The sequence below is a fragment of the Mesoterricola sp. JemC181 genome (assembly GCF_055384585.1).
Genome location: NZ_AP045076.1, coordinates 3,453,767 through 3,471,222, shown reverse-complemented (window position 1 = coordinate 3,471,222; position 17,456 = coordinate 3,453,767). Strand labels below are relative to the sequence as shown.

General features: G+C 69.8%; 18 protein-coding genes. 6 read left to right on the top strand and 12 right to left on the bottom strand.

From position 1 onward, the window contains the following. Positions 1-84: 84 nt before the first annotated feature. Positions 85-408, top strand: coding sequence for a hypothetical protein (locus tag ACZ5MC_RS15310; protein WP_306601369.1), 324 nt, complete (start codon positions 85-87; stop codon positions 406-408). A 42-nt stretch (positions 409-450) separates the two neighbouring features. Here ACZ5MC_RS15310 and ACZ5MC_RS15305 read toward each other — a convergent pair whose 3' ends face one another. After that, positions 451-852, bottom strand: a complete 402-nt coding sequence (locus ACZ5MC_RS15305) for a hypothetical protein (protein WP_306601368.1) — start codon at positions 850-852, stop codon at positions 451-453. Positions 853-1,056: 204 nt separating this feature from the next. Between ACZ5MC_RS15305 and purN the strand changes: the two genes are divergently transcribed. Genes purN through ACZ5MC_RS15290 form a run of 3 tightly spaced genes read left to right on the top strand, consistent with a single transcriptional unit; the run spans position 1,057 to position 3,573 of the window. Next, a complete protein-coding gene (gene purN, locus ACZ5MC_RS15300) occupies positions 1,057-1,635 on the top strand; it encodes a phosphoribosylglycinamide formyltransferase (protein WP_306601367.1) in 579 nt (192 codons plus the stop codon). A 34-nt stretch (positions 1,636-1,669) separates the two neighbouring features. After that, complete coding sequence (locus tag ACZ5MC_RS15295; RefSeq protein WP_306601366.1) at positions 1,670-2,635, top strand: Gfo/Idh/MocA family protein; 966 nt, start codon at positions 1,670-1,672, stop codon at positions 2,633-2,635. Beyond that, a complete protein-coding gene (locus tag ACZ5MC_RS15290) occupies positions 2,635-3,573 on the top strand; it encodes a serine hydrolase domain-containing protein (protein ID WP_464516191.1) in 939 nt (312 codons plus the stop codon). Before ACZ5MC_RS15295 ends, ACZ5MC_RS15290 begins: the two co-directional genes overlap by 1 nt. On the opposite strand, the gene ACZ5MC_RS15285 is transcribed toward ACZ5MC_RS15290, so the two are convergent. The 3 genes from ACZ5MC_RS15285 to ACZ5MC_RS15275 form a co-directional block, all read right to left on the bottom strand. Further along, positions 3,570-5,156: a capsule assembly Wzi family protein gene (locus ACZ5MC_RS15285; protein ID WP_464516190.1), complete on the bottom strand. Its 1,587-nt coding sequence runs from the start codon at positions 5,154-5,156 to the stop codon at positions 3,570-3,572. The two genes, ACZ5MC_RS15290 and ACZ5MC_RS15285, sit on opposite strands and share 4 nt — an antisense overlap. Positions 5,157-5,225: 69 nt before the next feature. Continuing rightward, complete coding sequence (locus ACZ5MC_RS15280; protein ID WP_306601363.1) at positions 5,226-6,362, bottom strand: glycosyltransferase family 9 protein; 1,137 nt, start codon at positions 6,360-6,362, stop codon at positions 5,226-5,228. Continuing rightward, positions 6,359-7,741 carry an IgA Peptidase M64 gene (locus ACZ5MC_RS15275; RefSeq protein ID WP_306601362.1) on the bottom strand — a complete coding sequence of 461 codons (1,383 nt, stop codon included), beginning with the start codon at positions 7,739-7,741 and terminating at the stop codon, positions 6,359-6,361. Before ACZ5MC_RS15275 ends, ACZ5MC_RS15280 begins: the two co-directional genes overlap by 4 nt. Before the next feature lie 75 nt (positions 7,742-7,816). On the opposite strand from ACZ5MC_RS15275, the gene ACZ5MC_RS15270 reads away from it, so the two are divergent. Beyond that, the gene (locus tag ACZ5MC_RS15270; protein WP_306601361.1) at positions 7,817-8,113 is read left to right on the top strand and encodes a YhbY family RNA-binding protein; all 297 of its coding nucleotides are present in this window, start codon (positions 7,817-7,819) and stop codon (positions 8,111-8,113) included. 12 nt (positions 8,114-8,125) lie between these two features. Further along, on the top strand, positions 8,126-10,228 hold the full coding sequence (locus ACZ5MC_RS15265) for a GAF domain-containing protein (RefSeq protein WP_306601360.1): 2,103 nt from the start codon (positions 8,126-8,128) through the stop codon (positions 10,226-10,228). Here ACZ5MC_RS15265 and ACZ5MC_RS15260 read toward each other — a convergent pair. The 8 genes from ACZ5MC_RS15260 to ACZ5MC_RS15225 form a co-directional block, all read right to left on the bottom strand. Next, positions 10,225-10,779, bottom strand: coding sequence for a 5-formyltetrahydrofolate cyclo-ligase (locus tag ACZ5MC_RS15260; RefSeq protein ID WP_306601359.1), 555 nt, complete (start codon positions 10,777-10,779; stop codon positions 10,225-10,227). The genes ACZ5MC_RS15265 and ACZ5MC_RS15260 overlap by 4 nt on opposite strands. Further along, on the bottom strand, positions 10,772-11,890 hold the full coding sequence (mqnE, locus tag ACZ5MC_RS15255; protein ID WP_306601358.1) for an aminofutalosine synthase MqnE: 1,119 nt from the start codon (positions 11,888-11,890) through the stop codon (positions 10,772-10,774). Before mqnE ends, ACZ5MC_RS15260 begins: the two co-directional genes overlap by 8 nt. A 504-nt stretch (positions 11,891-12,394) precedes the next feature. Beyond that, the gene (locus ACZ5MC_RS15250; protein WP_306601357.1) at positions 12,395-13,522 is read right to left on the bottom strand and encodes an ABC transporter permease; all 1,128 of its coding nucleotides are present in this window, start codon (positions 13,520-13,522) and stop codon (positions 12,395-12,397) included. A 3-nt stretch (positions 13,523-13,525) separates the two neighbouring features. Beyond that, positions 13,526-14,464, bottom strand: a complete 939-nt coding sequence (locus ACZ5MC_RS15245; protein WP_464516189.1) for an ABC transporter ATP-binding protein — start codon at positions 14,462-14,464, stop codon at positions 13,526-13,528. Continuing rightward, entirely contained in the window at positions 14,457-15,353 is an 897-nt protein-coding gene (locus tag ACZ5MC_RS15240) for an ABC transporter ATP-binding protein (protein WP_464516188.1), read from the bottom strand. The genes ACZ5MC_RS15245 and ACZ5MC_RS15240 overlap by 8 nt, the downstream gene beginning before the upstream one ends. A gap of 2 nt (positions 15,354-15,355) precedes the next feature. Beyond that, complete coding sequence (locus tag ACZ5MC_RS15235) at positions 15,356-16,309, bottom strand: HlyD family secretion protein (protein ID WP_306601354.1); 954 nt, start codon at positions 16,307-16,309, stop codon at positions 15,356-15,358. Continuing rightward, positions 16,306-16,974, bottom strand: a complete 669-nt coding sequence (locus ACZ5MC_RS15230) for a TetR/AcrR family transcriptional regulator (RefSeq protein ID WP_306601353.1) — start codon at positions 16,972-16,974, stop codon at positions 16,306-16,308. The genes ACZ5MC_RS15235 and ACZ5MC_RS15230 overlap by 4 nt, the downstream gene beginning before the upstream one ends. Before the next feature lie 142 nt (positions 16,975-17,116). Next, positions 17,117-17,404, bottom strand: coding sequence for a DNA-directed RNA polymerase subunit omega (locus tag ACZ5MC_RS15225; RefSeq protein ID WP_306601352.1), 288 nt, complete (start codon positions 17,402-17,404; stop codon positions 17,117-17,119). Positions 17,405-17,456: the final 52 nt, after the last annotated feature.

The window sequence follows — 17,456 nt, the reverse complement described above, 5'->3', positions numbered from 1 at the left end:
CTCCCAGGCGTCCCAGCCAGAATACCCAGGGGCGGCCCGGTTTGCTATTCTGGCGGCCCGGACCCTCCGGATCGGAACCGTCCAATGCCCCTCTCCCTGCCTTTCTCAACTGGCCAGCTGGTGGTCGTGGTGCTCCGCGAGCCCCGGGAACGCATGTGGGGAAGGCTGCTGGGCCTGGAGGCCGCCGGCCTCGCCCTCCGGGGCCTGGACCTGCGGGTGTGGGAGGAGGTGCTGGCCATGGTCCGGCGCGGCGAGGAGGACCAGATCGCCCTGGGGACGCGCTTCTTCCCCATGCAGCGGGTGGAGTCGCTCTACCTGGACGAGCCCAGTTCGGGCGTGCCGAGCCTGGCGGCCGACTTCCTCCAGCGCACCGGCCGGGATCCCCAGGAGTTCCTCAAGGACTTGTGAAAAGGGCCGGGAGGCTTCCCTCCCGGCCCGTTCAACCGCTTGCTACTTGGCCTTCTCCAGCTGGTTCACGCCCTTGTTCACCTGGCGGCGGCCCACGGCCTTCTCCTTGCGGCCCTGCTTGATTTCGGCCTTGCCCTTGGCTTCGGTGCGCTCGGCCTTGGCATCCAGCTTCGCGGCGGCGTCGGTCTTCCCTTCGGCGGCGAGCTTGCCGGCCCGGGCCTCCTCGCGGCCGGCGCGGCGCTCCGCGGCCTTGCCCTTGGCCACTTCGGCCTGGCCGCGGACCTCCTTGCGGGCGCCGCGCTTGATGTTCTTCTCGCCGCGGTGCTCCAGTTGCTGGCCGGTGGGGGCGGCGGGAGCGGGGGGCGGGGCAGGGGTCTGGGCCACGAGGGCCGCGCTGATGAGGCCGGCTGCGATCAGGATGCCGAAGGTGCGGGTGTTGGCCATGGTGGTCTCCTTTGTGCGGGCTGGGCCGCTGTGGGGTTCATCCCCGCAAGGCAAGGTGCATGAAGGATGCCAAATTATAAGGGGTGACAATTCAGCATAAAGGAAAGGTTTAAGAGGGTTTCACGGGACTTCTTTCCGGGGGGCGTTGCAGGCGGCAACATGGGGTTGCATTCCTCCCCGCCCGCACCATGAGAGGATGTGGGGATGAAACGACTGGCCCTCTTCATCTCCGGCACCGGGGGCAACGCCCTGAACCTCATGGAGGCCTGCGCGGCGGGGCGGGTCCCCGCGGTGCCCGTGCTGGGGCTCTCCTCCAGCGCCAAGGCCGCGGGCGTCGAGCGGCTCGCCGCCCGCGGCCTTCCGGTGGCGGTGGTGGCGCGGCCGGACTTCACCGACGACCGGGCCTTCTCCCAGGCCTGCCTCGCCCGCGCCGAGGAGGCCGGGGCGGACGTGATCGCACTCTGCGGCTGGCTCAAGAAGCTGGACCTGCCGGCGGCGTGGGAGGGGCGGATCCTCAACATCCACCCGGGCCTCCTGCCCGCCTTCGGCGGCCCGGGGATGTTCGGCATGCACGTCCACCGGGCCGTGCTGGAAGCCGGGGCCGCGGAATCCGGCTGCACCGTGCACCTGGTGGACAACGTTTACGACCACGGGCGCATCCTGGCCCAGGCCCGGGTGCCGGTGCTGCCCGGGGACACGCCCGAGGCCCTCCAGCAGCGGGTGTACCTGCAGGAGATGGCCCTCTACCCGGCGGCGCTCCGGGATTTCCTCGCCTCCCTCTGATAGGCTGGACCCAGCGGATTGTTGAGGAGACACCATGTCCAAATTGCGTGTGGCCGTCGTCGGAGTGGGCAGCCTGGGCCAGCACCATGCCCGGATCGCGGCGGGATCGGAGGCCACCGAGCTGGTGGCGGTCGTTGATCCGGGCGAGGCCCGCGGCCGGGAGATCGCCGAGAAGTTCGGCACGAAGTGGGTCCCCGGCATGGCCGGGATCCTGGACAAGGTGGATGCCGTCCAGATCGCCGCGCCCACGGGCTTCCACCACGCCCTGGGGCTCGAGGTGCTCAAGGCCGGCCGGCACGTGATCATGGAGAAGCCCCTGGCGGCCACCCTCGACGAGGGCAAGGCCCTGCTGGCTGCCCTGGCCGCGGCGCGCCAGGCCCGGCCCGGGCTCGTGGCCGCGGTGGGCCACCTGGAGCGCTTCAACCCCGCGGTGACCGCGCTGCGCGCCCTGGGCATCAAGCCCCACTTCGCCGAGGCCATCCGGGTCTCGCCGTTCCCCATGCGCTCCATGGAAGTGGACGTGATCATGGACGTGATGATCCACGACCTGGACCTCCTCCTGGCGCTGATCGGGCGCCCCGTCGTCTCCGTGGAGGCCGTGGGCGTGCCGGTGCTCACCAAGTACGCCGACCTGGTCAACGCGCGCCTGCGCTTCGAGGGAGGCGCCTTCGCCACCGTCACCGCCAGCCGCGTGGCCCGCAAGAAGGAGCGGGTGCTCCGCGCCTTCGGGGCCCGGGCCTACGCCAGCCTGGACTTCGCCGCGCAGAAGCTCGAGGTGCTCCGCCTGGGCATGGGCCCCGACGGTCCGACGGTGCTGCCCGACGTCATCGACATCGTGGAAGGAGAGCCCCTGAAGCTCGAGCTGGAGGCCTTCTACGCCGCGTGCCTGGGCCAGGGCGAGGACCTCTGCCCCTGGCAGGACGCCTTCGAGGCCATGAAGGTGGCCGACATGGTCCAGAAATCCGTGGCCGAGTCCCTGGCGAACCTGAAGATCGACTAGTGTTCTACGATCTGGCGTCCCTCGCCAAGCCCCTGGTGACCGCGCCCCTGGCGCACCGGCACCTGGATCTCGACGAGGACCGCCGGGCGCAGCTGGGCTTCCTGGACCGCGCGGAGCCCCTCACCGTGCGCCAGCTCCTCTCCCATTCCGCGGGCCTGCCGCCCTGGCTCCCCTTCACGGGCGAGCCCCTGGCGGCCCAGCTGGGGCGGGGTTTCCCGTCCGGGGCCCACCCCAAGCTGACCCTCGGCATCCCGGGCACCAGCCTCTATTCCGACCTGGGGTACCGCCTGCTGGCCGAGCTCCTGGAGCGGCAGACCGGAGTGCCCTTTCCGGAGCTGGGGGCCCGCTCCACGGGCCTGGAGCCCGCGCCCTGGGCCCTGGCGCCGGTCTTCGCGCCCCAGGGGCCCGACCTGGAGATGTGGCGCCTCGCTGCGCCCGCGCTGCCCTTTCCTGCGCGGGATCCCCACCTGCCCAACGATGCCAATGCCCGGGCCGGAATGCGCGGCCACGCGGGGTTCGGTGCGGATGCCGAGGGCCTGCGAACCTGCCTGGATCGATGGGTGGCCTCCGGCGCGCCCCTGGCCATGTCCCGGGATGCGGCCCAGGGCGCCGACGGTTCGCGCTGGGGCCTGGGCCTCCAACGGGCCTTCACGGGCCAGGGACGCTTCGGCGCCCTCCTGGAGGGCGTCCGCCGGAACGGCGTCCACGTGGTGGAATGGGACCGGGACCGCCTCTCCCCGCCCGTGCCGGAAGCTCCGGCGGGGCCCCCTTCGGCCTTCTGGTACCACCTGGGCTTCACCGGGCCCGCGCTCTTCTTCCGGCCGGAGGACGGCCTCTGCGTGGCCGTGCTGGCCCACCGCGTGGGGCCCGCGGGCGAGCTGCTGGATGCCGCGCAGCTGCAGGCGAGGCGGCTCGAGGCCCTGCGGGCCTGGGTCTAGCGGGTCCAGCGGAACTCGAGTTCGGCGAAGTACCGGAACCCGTTCCGGGCCGCGCCCGGAACCCAGCCCACGGCGTCGTGCCGCTGCCAGGCGGCTCCGGCGCGCACGGTCGTCGCCTTGTCCACCTTCCAGGCGATGTCCTGCTGGATCTGCTTGAATGCGTCGGCCTCCGGGGACAGGCCGGGGTGCAGGGCGGTCCAGAGGTCCCGGTCGTCCCGGAAGGGGCGCACGCCGGCGATGAGCCAGGTGGTGGTGGAGAGCCGCGGGCCCAGGTCCAGTTCCAGCTTCGCGAAGTTCGAGTTGGCCTCGCCGCCCATGGCCTCGCCCAGGGGGTCGCCATGGGTGTAGAAGCCCGAAGGGTAGGTGCTGTTCACGAAGGAACGGTACGAGATGTCGGGGGAATTGGCGGTGTTGTGGTGCTCGATGCCCAGGCGCACGCCGGGCCACTCCAGGAGGATGCCGACGGTGTCGTTGCCCGCGATGAGGTTGGGGATGTAGTAGCTGTCCTTCTTGTCCCAGATGCGGAACCAGCGGAGGGAGGCGGCATCCTTCCGGACACCGGTGAGCTCCTTGCCGGTGTAGTAGAAGGGCCGGCGGGCCAGCACCTTCCACTGGAGCAGGACGCCCTTGCTGCCGCGGCCCACGTAGAACCAGGCCTTTTCGCTGGCGGTCACCCGCGCCAGCCAGTCGGATCGGAACCGCAGGCCCGCGTCGAAGTTCGTGGAGCTCTTGGCGCGGTTCACGGGCACGGGTTCCGGGCGGTTCGGGTCGTTGAAGTCCACGCCGCTCTCGGCCAGCACGTCCTTGGTGCCCGTGACGGCCGTGAGGTATTCGCCCAGGTTGTAGCCCTCGGTCATGGACACCCCGTTGCGGGTGCCGCCCCAGAGGACCGTCCAGTTGAGGTAGAACTCCACCTTCCCGTCCCGGGACCTGCCCTGGGTCCGCCACCCGGAGAAGAAGGGGCTCTGCGGATCCCCGTTCAGCTGCAGGTTCCGGGCGATGGACAGGGGCATCTGCGAGTTCTCGGGGATGGAGCGGCCGTTCTCGAGGCGCCCCGTGAACCCCTGGAAGCCCCATTCGCCCAGGGACCATTTCCCCAGGGACAGGTGCCAGTAGGGCGTCTCGACCCGGAGCTTGGGGACGGGGCGGGCGGCCTCGCCCAGCAGGTACCCGCCGGTGAGGCCGTAGCCCCAGACCAGGGGCTCCTGCTCGAACCCCGCGGTCCAGCCCCCATGGCGGTAGAGCGCGTGGCTGCGCATGACCGTGAAGTGGGACCTGCCCTGGGCGTCGGTGTTGGCCAGGCCCTGGATGGCGAAACTCCAGCGCCCGAGGCTGGCGCCGGCTTCGGCCGAGACGCCCGAGCCGATGTATCCGTTGCCCATGCCCAGGGAGTCGACCAGGGGGGCCGGAGCGCCGTGCCGGTCCGCGGTCCAGAGCCCCGCTCCGAACCAGGTCGCGCCGGCGGCCAGTCCGGAACCCAGCACCTCCCGGCGGTTCCAGCCTTCGGGAGCCTGGGCCGCCAGGGCCAGGCCCGGCAGGGTGATCAGGAGGCAGCGGAGGGCGCCGTTTCTGGACAGGATCATTCAATTCCCCAAGGAGTGGCCGTGGACCTTTGGCGTCAGGATGCTATTAATTAATTATTGGTTCCAGAACTACGCTTGCATCATTTTGCCCATGTTGGAGCTGGGTCCGACCTGCTCTTTTTCCGCCTCCCGGGCAAGGGCGTGCAGGATGTTGGCCGCGCGCAGCGGCGTGATGCGGTGGGCGCCGCCTCCGCGGGGGTTTCCGGGGCGCTCCCCTTCGGCCAGCCCCATGGCGGGACCCCGCACGGCCACGGAATAGGGACCCTGGGGCTGGATGAGGTGCTCCAGCGACATGTTCATGAGGGTGACCGTGGGCCGCCCCGCCCCCGCGCTGCAGTGGGACAGGCCCGTGTCGACGCCCACGCAGCCGTAGGCGTGGTACTGGACCGCGCAGGCCTCGGGGATGGTGGTGCGGCCGGTGAGGTCGATGGTCCCGGGGGCCAGGGCCGCCAGCTCCGCGGCCAGGGGCATCTCGTCGGGGCTGCCCAGGAGGACGGTGGCGAAGCCCTGGTCCATGAGGATCCGGGACAGTTCCGGCCAGTTCTCCTGCTCGGGGAACCAGCGCTTCTCCTCGCCCCGGGTGCCGAAGGCCAGCACCACGTAGGGCCTGCCGTCCCAGCCCGCGGCGCGCAGCAGGGGCAGGGCGCCCTTTCCCCCCAGGAGCCCGGGGGTGATGGGCAGCCACCGCAGGTCGGCCAGGCCCGTGAGCTTCTCGAGCAGGGGCTGGTAGCGCTGGACGATGTGGATGGGCAGGTCCCGGTACTTGAACGGGTGGGTGTAGAGCAGGCTCAGGTTGTTGTCGGCGATGCCGCCCCGGATGGGCACCCGGGCCATCCACGCGGCCAGGATGAGGCGCACGGACTGGCTGAGGTTGATGACCGCCACGGGGCGGTCCTTGCGCCAGCGCCGCAGCAGCATCCAGGGGTCGGGCTTGCCCACCCCCCCGGTCTCGATGACGCTCTCGGCGATGACGGAAGGCGCCGCCTCGCTGAACACGGCCGCGCCGATGGCGTGGCCCACCGCCACCCACTTGAGCGTGACGCCCAGTTCCGCGGCCGCGGCGTTCCATTCCCGCTGGAGGCTTCCCAGGAAGGGCAGGGCGAAGATGACGTCCCCCAGCTGCCTGGGGAAGCGGATCCACACCTCGGGCAGGGCGTCCCCGCGCCGCAGGCTCTCCTTGAGGGCTTCCGTCCCGTTCGCCCTCATTTGGCGTACAGGGCGATGACCCGCTCGATGGCGCCCGCGCAGGCCGCGCAGAACGGCACGTCGTCGCGGGTGAACATGACGCAGTCCTCCTGGGCACGGAAATACCCCGTGCCCTCGTAGTTGCAGCCCTCGAAGGCACCCACCTTCCCGGAGTGGGCGTCCGTGCCCAGGAGCCGGGTCTCGAAGGCCTTCTCCTCGGCGAAGAGGGCGTCCATCTCGGATTCGGGGCGGTTGGCCGCGCGCAGTTCCCGGCGCCGGGCCTGGGTCTCGTGGCTGGCCTTCTCGAAGGCCGCCTTCTGCCACGGCGTGGGCAGCGGCGTGCCGGCCCTGACGAGCGCCTTCCACTTGGGGGCCTTGGGGTCGGCGGTGGCGTTGAGCTCCCAGGGCTCGGGGCGATCCTTCGAGCTCTCGTAGGCGACGTCGGAGGTGTAGTACTCGTCGGCCAGGCCCGCGAAGTGGTGCCCGAACTCGTGCACGAAGACGTAGGGCGCGTAGAGGTTCCCGGCCGCCACGGTGCTGAACTGCCCGAAGATCCCGGCGCCGCCGTAGGTCTCGCCGTTGACGAGGATCTCCAGGAAGTCGTAGGGCGCGAAGGAGGCGGCGTCACGCAGGGCCCGGTTCTCGAAGGTCAGGATGTAGCGCTCGCTCCCGAAGGCGTCGTAGGCGGTGCCCAGGGGGCTGCGGCGGTGGACGCCGGTGGAGGGCCGGGACACGCCCGGGGCGTCGGCGGGGGGGCACAGGGCCCAGACGTTGAAGTCCTTCCGGTGCTCCCGGAAGGGGGACCTGGCGAAGAGGGCCTCGGTGAGCCTGCGGGCCTGCTGCTCGAACCGGGGCAGCTCCTCACGGGTGTAGCCGTCGCCCAGGATCAGGAGATCCACCTTTTCCGCCGGGGCGCCGGACCGCTGGATGGCGATGAGGGCGCCGGGGGAGGGCGGCGGGGCGGAATCGACCGACATGTCCGCGGGGTCCAGGGAGAACGACCAGATCTCGCGGAAGGCGTTCCGGGCATCCCGCTTCTTGACGTTGATCTGGACGGGGCCTCCGGGACGGGGGAAGCGCAGGGACTCGGAGAAGGTCCGCGGGGTGGAGCGGGCCTCGCCCGTGGTCTCCCACTCCCCGTAGATGGAATTGAAGCCCCGGGAGAAGAGGACCCGGTTGGTCGCGCGGTCCACCACCTCGAAGAAATACTTGCCCAGGTTGGAGGTGTCCAGGGCCTTGGCGGGGTCGCCGGGCCAGGGAAGGGGCTCCAGGACCGTGCGGTCCTGGGTGAAGGTCTCGGAGGCGGCGGTTCCGGTGTGGTAGTAGTCCACCCGAAGGGTCCGGGGGGCCTGGGCCATCAGTGCGGAAGCGAGGAACAGGGCGGAAAGGGTACGTAGCATCACAAGCCTCATGGATACTCCTATACTAGAACATTCCAGGAATCCCGCCGAACCCAGGCCCCCTTCGAGGTCCCCATGCTCACCCCCAGACAACGCCAGCACCTCAAGGCCAAGGCCCACCCCCTCAAAGCCAACGTCCACATCGGCAAGGCCGGGCTCACCGACGCCCTGGCCCAGGAACTCGACGTCATGCTCGAAAGCCTCGAACTCATGAAGCTCCGCCTCAACCAGAACACCCCCGAGGACGAGGCGAGCGCCGTGGAGGCCCTTACCGCCAAGGTTCCCGGCCTCGAAGTGGTGCGCGTCCTGGGCCACACGGTCCTGGTGTTCCGGGCGAGCCGGAACAAGCCCACCGCCTATCCCCTGCCCTGAAGGGAGTCCGGCGTGCCCTACCTGTCCTGGAGCGAGGGAGGCGTCGTGAGGCGCCACGAGGTTGCCGATCCGGTGCAGCTGGGCCGGGATCCCGTGCTGTGCCCCGTGGCCCTGCCCGGGGACGTCAGCGTCTCGCGGGCCCACGCCATGCTGGCGAAGGTGGGCGGCCGCTGGTGGATCCGGGACCTGGAGTCCCGCAACGGCACCCTGCTCAACGGGCTCTCGGTCTCCACGCCCATCGGGAGCGCCCTGGAGGACGGGGACGAGATCGGCCTGGGGGACTGGTGCCTGAAGTTCACGGAAGGGTTCCCCGGCCTGGACGGGATCAACTTCATCGAGGGCGTGGGCGACCTGTTCGCCGAGATCAAGCCCGAGCCCGGCCAGGCCATGGTGCTCCTGCGCGCCCTGGAGCTGCTGCACCGGTCCTCGGAGAGCCTGCTGCGGGAGGGCAGCTCGTACATCATGTTCCGCAGCATCCTGGCCGAGGCCCTGAAGCTCATGGGGGCGGAACGGGGCTTCGTGGTGATGGTGAACCCGGACGGGACCTGGCAGAGCCTGCACCGCGTGGGCGACGTGGAGGACCGCCAGGGCCTGTCCCATTCCGTGGTGGCCTACGTCCTCGCCCACCGCACCGGGGTGCTCAGCAACTCCCCCCTGATCGACCCCCGCTTCGGGGGCGAGAGCCTGCTCGAGCTCACCGTCGGGGCCGTCATGTGCGCCCCCATGGAGGTGGCCGGCGAGATCCAGGGCGTGCTCTACCTGGACCGCGCCCAGCAGGGCCGGCCCTTTTCCAGGTTCGATCTGGCCCTGCTGCAGGCCTTCGTGCGACAAGGCGCCGTGGCCCTGCGCCACACGGAGCTCGTGCAGAAGGCCATGCGCCAGGCCGAGATCCAGGGCGAGTATTTGCGCCTTCGGACCCTGCACGAGCGCATCGTCAAGCGCATGGGGGAGCTGCTGGGGGCCATGGGGTCGAGCCTGCGCTGGATCCAGAGCTATTCCGAGAGCGGCTACGGCGACCTGGCCGCGGTGCTTCGCCACCAGACCAGCCGCATCCAGCACCTCGTGGAATCCGGCCTCCAGGAGACCCTCCTGGAAGTGCCCCGGGAGACCCCCGTCTCCACCAGCCTCCAGGCCCTTCAGGAGGTGCTGGAGCCGGTGTGGCGGGACCTCCTCACCATCCGGAACATCCCACTGACCCTCGAGTCCGTCCCCGCCGGCACGGTGTGGGTGGCGGGGGACCTTGCCACCCAGGCCCTCATGGGTCTGGTGGAGCCCCTCCTCATGCGGGCCCCCGAAGGCGGAACCGTACAGGGCCGCTGGCTGGATCAGACTTCGGACTGGACGCTGCGCCTGGCCTTCTCCTCCGGGATGGCCATCCCCACGCCGGACCCCTGGACCCTCCGGACCCTCCAGGAGTCGGGCATCCGCTGGCACTGGAACGACCAGGCCCTGACCCTGGAGTTCCCCAAGGACGTCAACCACACCCAGGACAGCCGGGCCCTGCCCCTCCTGGGCCTGGTCACGGAGGAGATGGAACTGGTGGGTCTTTTCGAGAGCGTGGCCCAGGCCGAGGAACTGGGCCTCCACCTCCTGGAGGCCGAGCCGCCCCGCTCTCCGGTCCACCCGTTCAAGTACCTCGTCATCGACGCCAAGGGGACCCAGGACCCCGTGGCCGTCGTGGACGCCTACCGGCGCAACGCCAGCTTCACCACGGTGCCCATCCTCGTGGTGCGGGCCCGCGACGACCAGTTCCCCCAGTTCCTGGCCGCGGGCACCACGGACTGCCTTCCCGAGGGCTTCCGGTGGGAGACCCTCCACCACCGGCTCCAGGTGCTGCGCGGCCACGACGAGCTCCAGCGCAAGGCCCGGGCCGCGGAACGACTGGACTCCCTGCGCCAGATGGCCGGAACCCTCAAGCACGAGATCAACAACCCCCTGGCCGTGATCTCCATGCAGATCGAGCTCCTGGCCCGCAAGTACCCCGACGAGCCCAAGCTCCAGAAGGTGATGGAGATGGTGGAAAGGATCCGGGTGCTGGTGCAGGTCCTGCAGCGGATGCGGGAGGCCTCGACCGAGGACTACCCGGGCGGGGAGAGCATCTTCAAGCTGGGCTAGAAGAGCCTTACCCCATCCTCATCCACCAGTCCCTTGACGGGGAAGTCCCCGGGTCCCGTGGGCAGGCTTTCGCACTTCTGGATCCCGAAGCCCGCGCCCAGGGTCAGGACCTCCGGCGCCAAGCCGGGCAGGACGGCGTCGTAGAAGCCCCGCCCGTAGCCCAGCCGGTGCCCGTCCGCGGCGAAGGCGAGGCCCGGGACCAGGACCAGTTGCACCGGTGGGGAGGCGAAGGGGGACGCCAGCGGCTCCTGGAGGCCCCAGGCGCCGGGTCCCAGCGGAGGCGGGCCCCAGGCCAGGGTTGGCGGCGCCTTTTCCACGATTCTCGGGAAGAGGAAGGTCCAGAAGGGGTGGGCGTCCAGGAGGGGGCGCAGGTCGATCTCGGACCCGAAGGGCCAGAAGGCCGCGACGGAATGGATGCCCCGGGCTTCGCAGAAGGCGGCCAGGTGCCGGCAGGCCTCCGCGGACCAGAGGGCCCGCTCCAGGGGATCGACGGCGTCCCTCAGGGCCAGGTGGTGCCGCCTCAGCGCGGCCTTGTCGCGGAGTTCAGGCATAGACTTTGTAGAGGTTGTCGCGTTCCAGGGGCTCGAAGCCGGCTTCGGTGATCAGGCGCTCCAGCTCGGCCTTGGTGAGGGCCTGGGGGGTCTTGGCGCCGGCGAGGTGGGCGATGGACTCCTCGATGATGGTGCCGTCCAGGTCGTCCGCGCCGTAGTTGAGGCCGACCTGGGCCAGGCCCTCGGTGATCATGACCCAGTAGGCCTTGATGTGCGGGACGTTGTCCAGGAGGAGGCGGGCCACGGCCACCTCCCGCAGGTCCTGGTGGCCGGTGGTCTCGTGGATCTCGTAGGTCCGGCCCAGCTCGTTGTCCTCGATCTGGTAGGCCAGGGGGATGTAGGCCAGGAACCCCCGCGTGCGGTCCTGCAGCTCGCGCAGGCGCAGGAGGTGGTCCACCCGGTGCCGGGCCTGTTCGATGTGCCCGTAGAGCATGGTGCAGTTGGTGGGCAGGCCCATGCGGTGGCTCAGCTCGGCCACGCGCAGCCAGGTGCCGGCGTCCTTCTTGCCGATGCAGATCTTCTCGCGGATCTCCTCGTCGAAGATCTCCGCGCCGCCGCCCGGGCAGCTCTCCAGCCCCGCGGCCATGCAGCGGGCGATGAACGCCTCGATGGGGATCCCGGACGCCCGGGCGTAGTAGTCCATCTCCACCATGGTGAAGACCTTCAGGTGCAGGTCCGGGAAGCGGGCCTTGAGGCGCCGGAACAGGTCCTCGAAGTACTCGATCTTGAGCTTGGGGTAGTGCCCGGCCACCATGTGCAGTTCCCGCACCCCCAGGTTCTCGGGCTTCTCCATCTCGGAGACGATGTCGTCCGCCGAAAGCACGTAGGCCCGCGGATCGCCCGGCCGGGCCTGGAACGCGCAGAACTGGCAGTGGGTGACGCAGATGTTCGTGTAGGACATGCGCCGGCTCACCACGTAGTAGGTCTTCTTCCCGTGGAGCTTCAGCCGGACGAAGTGGGCCATGGCGCCGATGCCCGTGAGATCGGGGCTCTCGTAGAGCAGGAGGCCGTCGTCGAAGGTGAGCCGGATGCCCTGTTCCACCTTCTCCGCGATGGGGATGAGGCGGGGATCGGTGAGGTAGCTTTGCAATCCGAGGCTGAGGCTGTGCATGAACGTCTCCATCCTCCAGTCTAGCGGGGCGCGGAAGGAGGAAGCCTATCCTGGAATGGTTCATGGCGGCGGGACGGCAGGCGCTTCGTTCGGAAGGCATGGGCGCCGCATGAATGATGCCGGGAAAGACCTATATTGATGCCAGGGAAAGGGAGAAATGAAATTTGATGTTCATTGAAATGGGATGGAGGCAGGTTGATGAAATACATATTTAGCCCAGCGATCCGCTTGGCCCTCTTCGCGCTTGGGCTCCGGTCGTTCCTCCTGCTGTGGGGATAGTGCAGCATCCCCTGGGCGACTCCATGAAAAGGTCAGCCACAGCCTGGAGTCCTTTTCTCGGCGAACCTCGGCCTCCTCGGCGCCTCGGCGATGGGCTTTCGATGGGTGGGCCGGCGCGGGTGAGCCTTGCGCCGACAGCTCATGGAAAAGCCCATCGCCGAGGCGCCGAGGAGGCCGAGGTTCGCCGAGGAAAAGAAAAATGGAAACGATCGGCCCGGCCATTTTCTAGGCCGAGGCCCGCTTCATGCCCCGCAGGGCGACGGTCCACACGATCAGGCCGAACACCGTCAGCTTGATGAGCTGCGGCCAGAACGCCTCGACGCCCGCCCCGCGGAGCACGATGGCGCGCACGATTATCAGATAGTGGGTGAGCGGGATGACCTGGGCCAGGCCCTGGAAGAAGAGCGGCATGCCCTCGATGGGGAAGATGTAGCCGGACAGGAACACCATGGGCAGGAAGGTGAGGATGGCCATCTGCGTCGACTGGGCCTGGGTGTCGGCGGCGGTCGACAGCTTGATGCCCACGCCCAGCATGGGGATGATGAAGAAGAGCGAGGTGACGTAGAGCAGGGGCACGGAGCCTGCGACGGGCACGCCGAAAAGCACCCGGGCCGCGCCGAAGAGCACGGTCAGCTGCAGGTAGGCGATGCCCACCACGGGGATGATCTTCCCGAGGAACAGTTCGAACGGGCGCACCGGGGTGACCATCACCTGGTCCAGGGTGCCCCGCTCCTTCTCCTTCACGATGCTGCCCGAGGCGTAGATGACGCAGGTCATGGCCAGGATCACGCCCACGAGCCCCGGGACGATGAAGTTGGGGCTGCGCAGGTTCGGGTTGTACCAGGGCCGCACGCGCAGGTCGATGGGCGGGATGGGCTGGGTGGCCTGGCCGTAGCCCATGCGCTGGAAGAGCAGGGTGGTGCTGCGCATCTGGGAGACGCCCACGGCGGTGGCGATGGCGTTGGAGGCGGTGGTGGGATTGGAGGCGTCCACCACCACCATGGCCTCGGCCGTGCCGCCCGACCTGAGCTTTCGCGCGTAGTCGGGGGGGAACCACACGCCCACCTGGGCCCGGCCCATGTCGATCTCCCGGGTGAAGGCGGCCTCGCTGTCCGCGCGGCTCTTGAGGTCGAAGTACTGGGTGGCCACCAGGCCGTCGACGAAGTCGCGGCTCTCCTGGCTGCGGGACTCGTCGTAGACCACGCAGGGGAGGTGCTTGACGTCGGTGTTCACGGCGAAGCCGAAGATCAGTATCTGGGCCAGCGGCATGATGAGGACGAACCCGATGGTCAGGCGGTCCCTGCGCAGCTGCAGGAATTCCTTCCAGACCAGGGCCTTGATGCGGTTCCACATGGTTCACCTCAAGGGGGCGCCGCGGCCCTGGTCCACCAGGTCCACGAAGAAGTCTTCAAGGGAGGGGAGCTCGGGCTCCGCAGGGGCGAAGGGCAGGCCCAGGGACGCCACGGCCTGCAGGATGGCCCCGGGGTCGCCGCCTTCGGCGTAGGTGAGGCGGACGCTGCGCCCCTGCAGGACCGCGGACAGGACGCCCGGGATGGCCCGGGCCGCCTCCTGGAGGCGGCGGTACTCGGGGGTGCGCAGCGACAGCACCCGGCGGTGCAGGCTGGTCTTGAGGTAGGAGGGACTGCCGCTGGCCACCAGCCTGCCGCCCAGGATGAAGGCGAGGCGGTCGCACTGGTCGGCCTCGCCCAGGTTGTGGGTGGTCACCAGGATGGTCATGCCGTCGATGATGAGGTCGGCCATCGCCTCCCAGAACAGGCGGCGGCGCAGCGGGTCCACCCCCGAGGTGGGCTCGTCCAGGAAGAGCACCTCGGGCTCGTGGAGGGTGGCCGCGGCCAGGGACACCCGCTGGCGCTCGCCGGTGGAGAGGCCCGACACCAGGTGGTCCCGCAGGGCCCACACCTGCATCTCCTTGAGCCGGTGGGTGGTCTCCGCCTTCAGGCGCTCCCCCGAAAGGCCGTAGAGGCTCCCGAAGAAGGCCAGGTTCTCGCCTACGGTGAGGTCGGTGAGGAGGCTCGACTTCTGGCTCATGTAGCCCATGCGGGCGCGCACCAGCTGGCCCTCGGTGAACAGGTCCCGGCCCAGGGCCCGGGCGTGGCCGGACGTGGGCGCGAGGACGCCGCAGAGCATCCGGATGGTCGTGCTCTTCCCGGCGCCGTTGGGGCCCAGGAACCCGAAGATCTCCCCCTTGCGGATCTCGAAGGAGACCCCGTCCACCGCCGTGAAATCGCCGAAGCGCCGGGTCAGGTTCTCCACCTGCAGGACGGGCTCACTCATGGAGGGCCCCCTCCTGGGCGTTGAGGACATGGAGGAAATAGTCTTCCAGGGTGCTCTCGGATTCCCGCGCCGCGGCCACCCCGGGCAGGGCCCCCAGCTTCGCCAGGAGCGGCTCCATGGGCTGGTCCGGGAACCGGGCCCGGAGCACGTCGCCTTCGGCGAAGAGGTCCAGGGGCGACAGCAGGGCCACCTGGGCCCTGGCGAGCCTGCGGTCCGCCATGGTCAGGGCCGCCACGACCCCTCCCAGCTCCTCCCGGAACCCGTCCAGGGTGCCCTCGGCCAGGATCCGGCCGCCGTCCATGAGCAGCAGGCGCAGCGCGTACTCCGCCTCGTCCATGTAGGGCGTGGAGAAGAGGATGGCCACGCCGTCGTCGTGGATGGCGTGGAGCATGGTCCAGAACTCCCGCCGGCTCACGGGGTCCACGCCGGTGGTGGGCTCGTCCAGGAGGAGCAGGCGCGGCGCCGGCAGGAGGGCCGAGCACAGCGAGAGCTTCTGCTTCATCCCTCCGGAGAGGGCCCCGGACATGCGCTCCCGGAAGCGGGCGAGGTCCACGGACTCCAGCAGGGACGCGATGCGGGGGCCGGGGTCCCGGAGACCGTAGAGCCGGGCCTGGAGCTGGAGGTTCTCATCCACCGTGAGGTCGGGGGCCAGGCTGAAGACCTGGGGCACGTAGCTCAGGGTGTGGCGGTCGGCATGGAGGCGGAGGTGCCCGCCGGTGGGGTTCTGGAGGCCCATGAGCATGCGGAAGGTGGTGGTCTTCCCGGCGCCGTCGGGGCCGATGAGGCCCACCAGGTCGCCTTCGTCCAGGGCCAGGTCGAGGCCCTCCACGGCGCGGGTGCCGTTGGGATACCGGCAGGCGAGGCCGGAGGTCTCCAGGAGGCGGGCCATGGTCACTTGCCCCTGGGCTTGAGCTTGACGTCCACGGCCACGCCGGGGATGAGGCCCTTGTCCCAGCCGCGGGCCAGGTGCACCTGGGCGGGGTAGACGAGGTTGATGCGCTCCTCGGCGGTCTCCACCATCTTGGGGGTGTATTCGGGCACGCTGTTCACCTCGTCCAGGGCGGCGTCGAAGGTCCGGCCGTCGAGGGTCGCCACCTGCAGCGGCATGCCCTGCGCCACCCGGGGCTGGAGGGGCTGGGGGATGTAGAGGCGCACCCAGAGCTCGTCCAGACGCGCGACGGTGAGCACGGCCTGGGAGGCCCCCACGACGCTGCCCACCTCGCGCAGGCGGTGGATCACCACGCAGTCGAAGGGCGCCCGGATCTCCAGGAAGGACGCCTGCACCCGGCTCTGGTCCAGGACCGCCCGGGCCTTGCGGGCATCGGCCTCGGCGCCGGCGCGGTCCTCGGCGCGAAAGCCCGCGCGGAGCTCATCCAGGGCCTTCTTCTGCAGGTGGAGGGCCGCCTCGGCCCGGTCCCGGTCGGCCACGGCCTTGTCCAGGTCGGCCCTGGAGGCGATCCTGTCTCCGTGGAGGCTGGCGACGCGCTTGTGCGTGTCGGTCGCGAGGGCCAGCGCGGCCTGGGCGTCCCGCACCCGGGCCTCGCCCTGGGCGATGTCCTCGGGGCGGTTGCCGGCCCGGTACATGCGGTTCCTGGCCTCGGCCGAGGCCAGGCCCGCGGCGTCCCGGTCCACCGCGGACCCCAGTTCGGCCGCGGAGAGCCGCACCAGGAGATCGCCGGCCTTCACCCGCTGGCCCTCCTTCACGTCGATGGAGAGGATGGTGCCCGGCACCCGGGGGCCCAGGTCCGAGAGGTAGGCCTCGACCCGGCCGTTCAGGGTGACGACGCCGTCGCGGTTGCACCCGAGGGTGAGCAGGGCGAGCAGGACCAGGGCGGTCTTCTTCATACGGTCTCCAGGAAGGGCAGGGGTTCCAGGGGATGGGCGGCCACGCCCCGCCAGAACACTTCGAACCAGGTGCGCTCGGCCAGGGCGATGCCCGTGGGGGCCGGGAGCCCCGCGAGGCGCTCCGCGAAGATCGGGACCAGGTCGAGGATCTCCGCCTCCATGCGGATGAGGAACAGGCCCAGCAGGAAGGGATTGAGGCCCGGCCGGAGCTCGCCCCGGCGCTGGCCCCGGCGGAGGATGCCGAGCACGGCCATCTGCGCCGGACGCAGGCGGATCGCCAGCTGCTCGGGGATGGTCTCGGCGCCCCGCACGATCTGCCCCCGCACCATCGCCCGGAACCCGGCGCTGTCGTGCACGTGGAGGTGGAAGGCCTGCATGGCCAGCCAGAGCTTTTCGGCCGTGCTCCGCGGGTCCAGGGGATTGGCCAGCCGGCGCAGGTCCTTCACCAGGGGCGTGATGCGCTCCTCCAGGAGGGCCGTGAACATGGCCTCCTTGTTCTCGAAGTGGTAGTAGATGAGCGAGGGGTCGCAGCCGGCTTCCCGGGCGATGGCCCGCAGGCTGGCCCCCTCCAGGCCCTCCCGGCCGAAGACCTTCAGGGCGGCGTCCAGGAGGGTCCTGGGGTCCATCTTCACGGATTTGGGGCCACGGGGGCGGGGAGTTGCCAAGGGGAATCCTTTTTCAACGCTTGTTGAATTATGGGTTCCCCGGAAGGAAAGGCAACCCGAATTTCATCAGGTGTTGAAATAAGTTCCCGCGGGACGCGACGAGGCCCCCTCGCGGGGGCCTCGTCACGGTCCTGGCCGGTGCCTACTCCACCGAGATGGGGATCTCCGTGGTGTAGTCCAGGGTGATCACCTCGGGCTCCTCGAAGGCGATGCGGCCTTCCTCCACTTCCTTGATGGCCACCTGGGCCCAGAAGGAGGCGAGGCGGGGAGCCTCCTGGGGCTGGCCCAGCTTGTTCATGGGGACGGTCACTTCCACCTTGGGATAGGCGCCGCGCTGAAGCTGCTCGCAACGTTTACCCGTGACCACGACGAACCGGTACTTGTTGGCGATCTCTTCCGGAATATGGACTACGGTGCGCTGTACGGTCATGGACTTCCCTCGAAGAGGCCAAGTCTATCAAGGAAACTGGGAGAAATCCAGC

Coding starts and splice junctions, on each gene's coding strand:
- ACZ5MC_RS15305 (WP_306601368.1), bottom strand. CDS start 852: ATGGCCAACACCCGCACCTTCGGCATCCTGATCGCAGCCGGCCTCATC.
- ACZ5MC_RS15295 (WP_306601366.1), top strand. CDS start 1,670: ATGTCCAAATTGCGTGTGGCCGTCGTCGGAGTGGGCAGCCTGGGCCAG.
- ACZ5MC_RS15245 (WP_464516189.1), bottom strand. CDS start 14,464: ATGAGTGAGCCCGTCCTGCAGGTGGAGAACCTGACCCGGCGCTTCGGC.
- ACZ5MC_RS15225 (WP_306601352.1), bottom strand. CDS start 17,404: ATGACCGTACAGCGCACCGTAGTCCATATTCCGGAAGAGATCGCCAAC.
- ACZ5MC_RS15285 (WP_464516190.1), bottom strand. CDS start 5,156: ATGATCCTGTCCAGAAACGGCGCCCTCCGCTGCCTCCTGATCACCCTG.
- ACZ5MC_RS15240 (WP_464516188.1), bottom strand. CDS start 15,353: ATGGCCCGCCTCCTGGAGACCTCCGGCCTCGCCTGCCGGTATCCCAAC.
- mqnE (WP_306601358.1), bottom strand. CDS start 11,890: ATGCACAGCCTCAGCCTCGGATTGCAAAGCTACCTCACCGATCCCCGC.
- ACZ5MC_RS15250 (WP_306601357.1), bottom strand. CDS start 13,522: ATGTGGAACCGCATCAAGGCCCTGGTCTGGAAGGAATTCCTGCAGCTG.
- purN (WP_306601367.1), top strand. CDS start 1,057: ATGAAACGACTGGCCCTCTTCATCTCCGGCACCGGGGGCAACGCCCTG.
- ACZ5MC_RS15275 (WP_306601362.1), bottom strand. CDS start 7,741: ATGCTACGTACCCTTTCCGCCCTGTTCCTCGCTTCCGCACTGATGGCC.
- ACZ5MC_RS15270 (WP_306601361.1), top strand. CDS start 7,817: ATGCTCACCCCCAGACAACGCCAGCACCTCAAGGCCAAGGCCCACCCC.
- ACZ5MC_RS15235 (WP_306601354.1), bottom strand. CDS start 16,309: ATGAAGAAGACCGCCCTGGTCCTGCTCGCCCTGCTCACCCTCGGGTGC.
- ACZ5MC_RS15280 (WP_306601363.1), bottom strand. CDS start 6,362: ATGAGGGCGAACGGGACGGAAGCCCTCAAGGAGAGCCTGCGGCGCGGG.
- ACZ5MC_RS15260 (WP_306601359.1), bottom strand. CDS start 10,779: ATGCCTGAACTCCGCGACAAGGCCGCGCTGAGGCGGCACCACCTGGCC.
- ACZ5MC_RS15310 (WP_306601369.1), top strand. CDS start 85: ATGCCCCTCTCCCTGCCTTTCTCAACTGGCCAGCTGGTGGTCGTGGTG.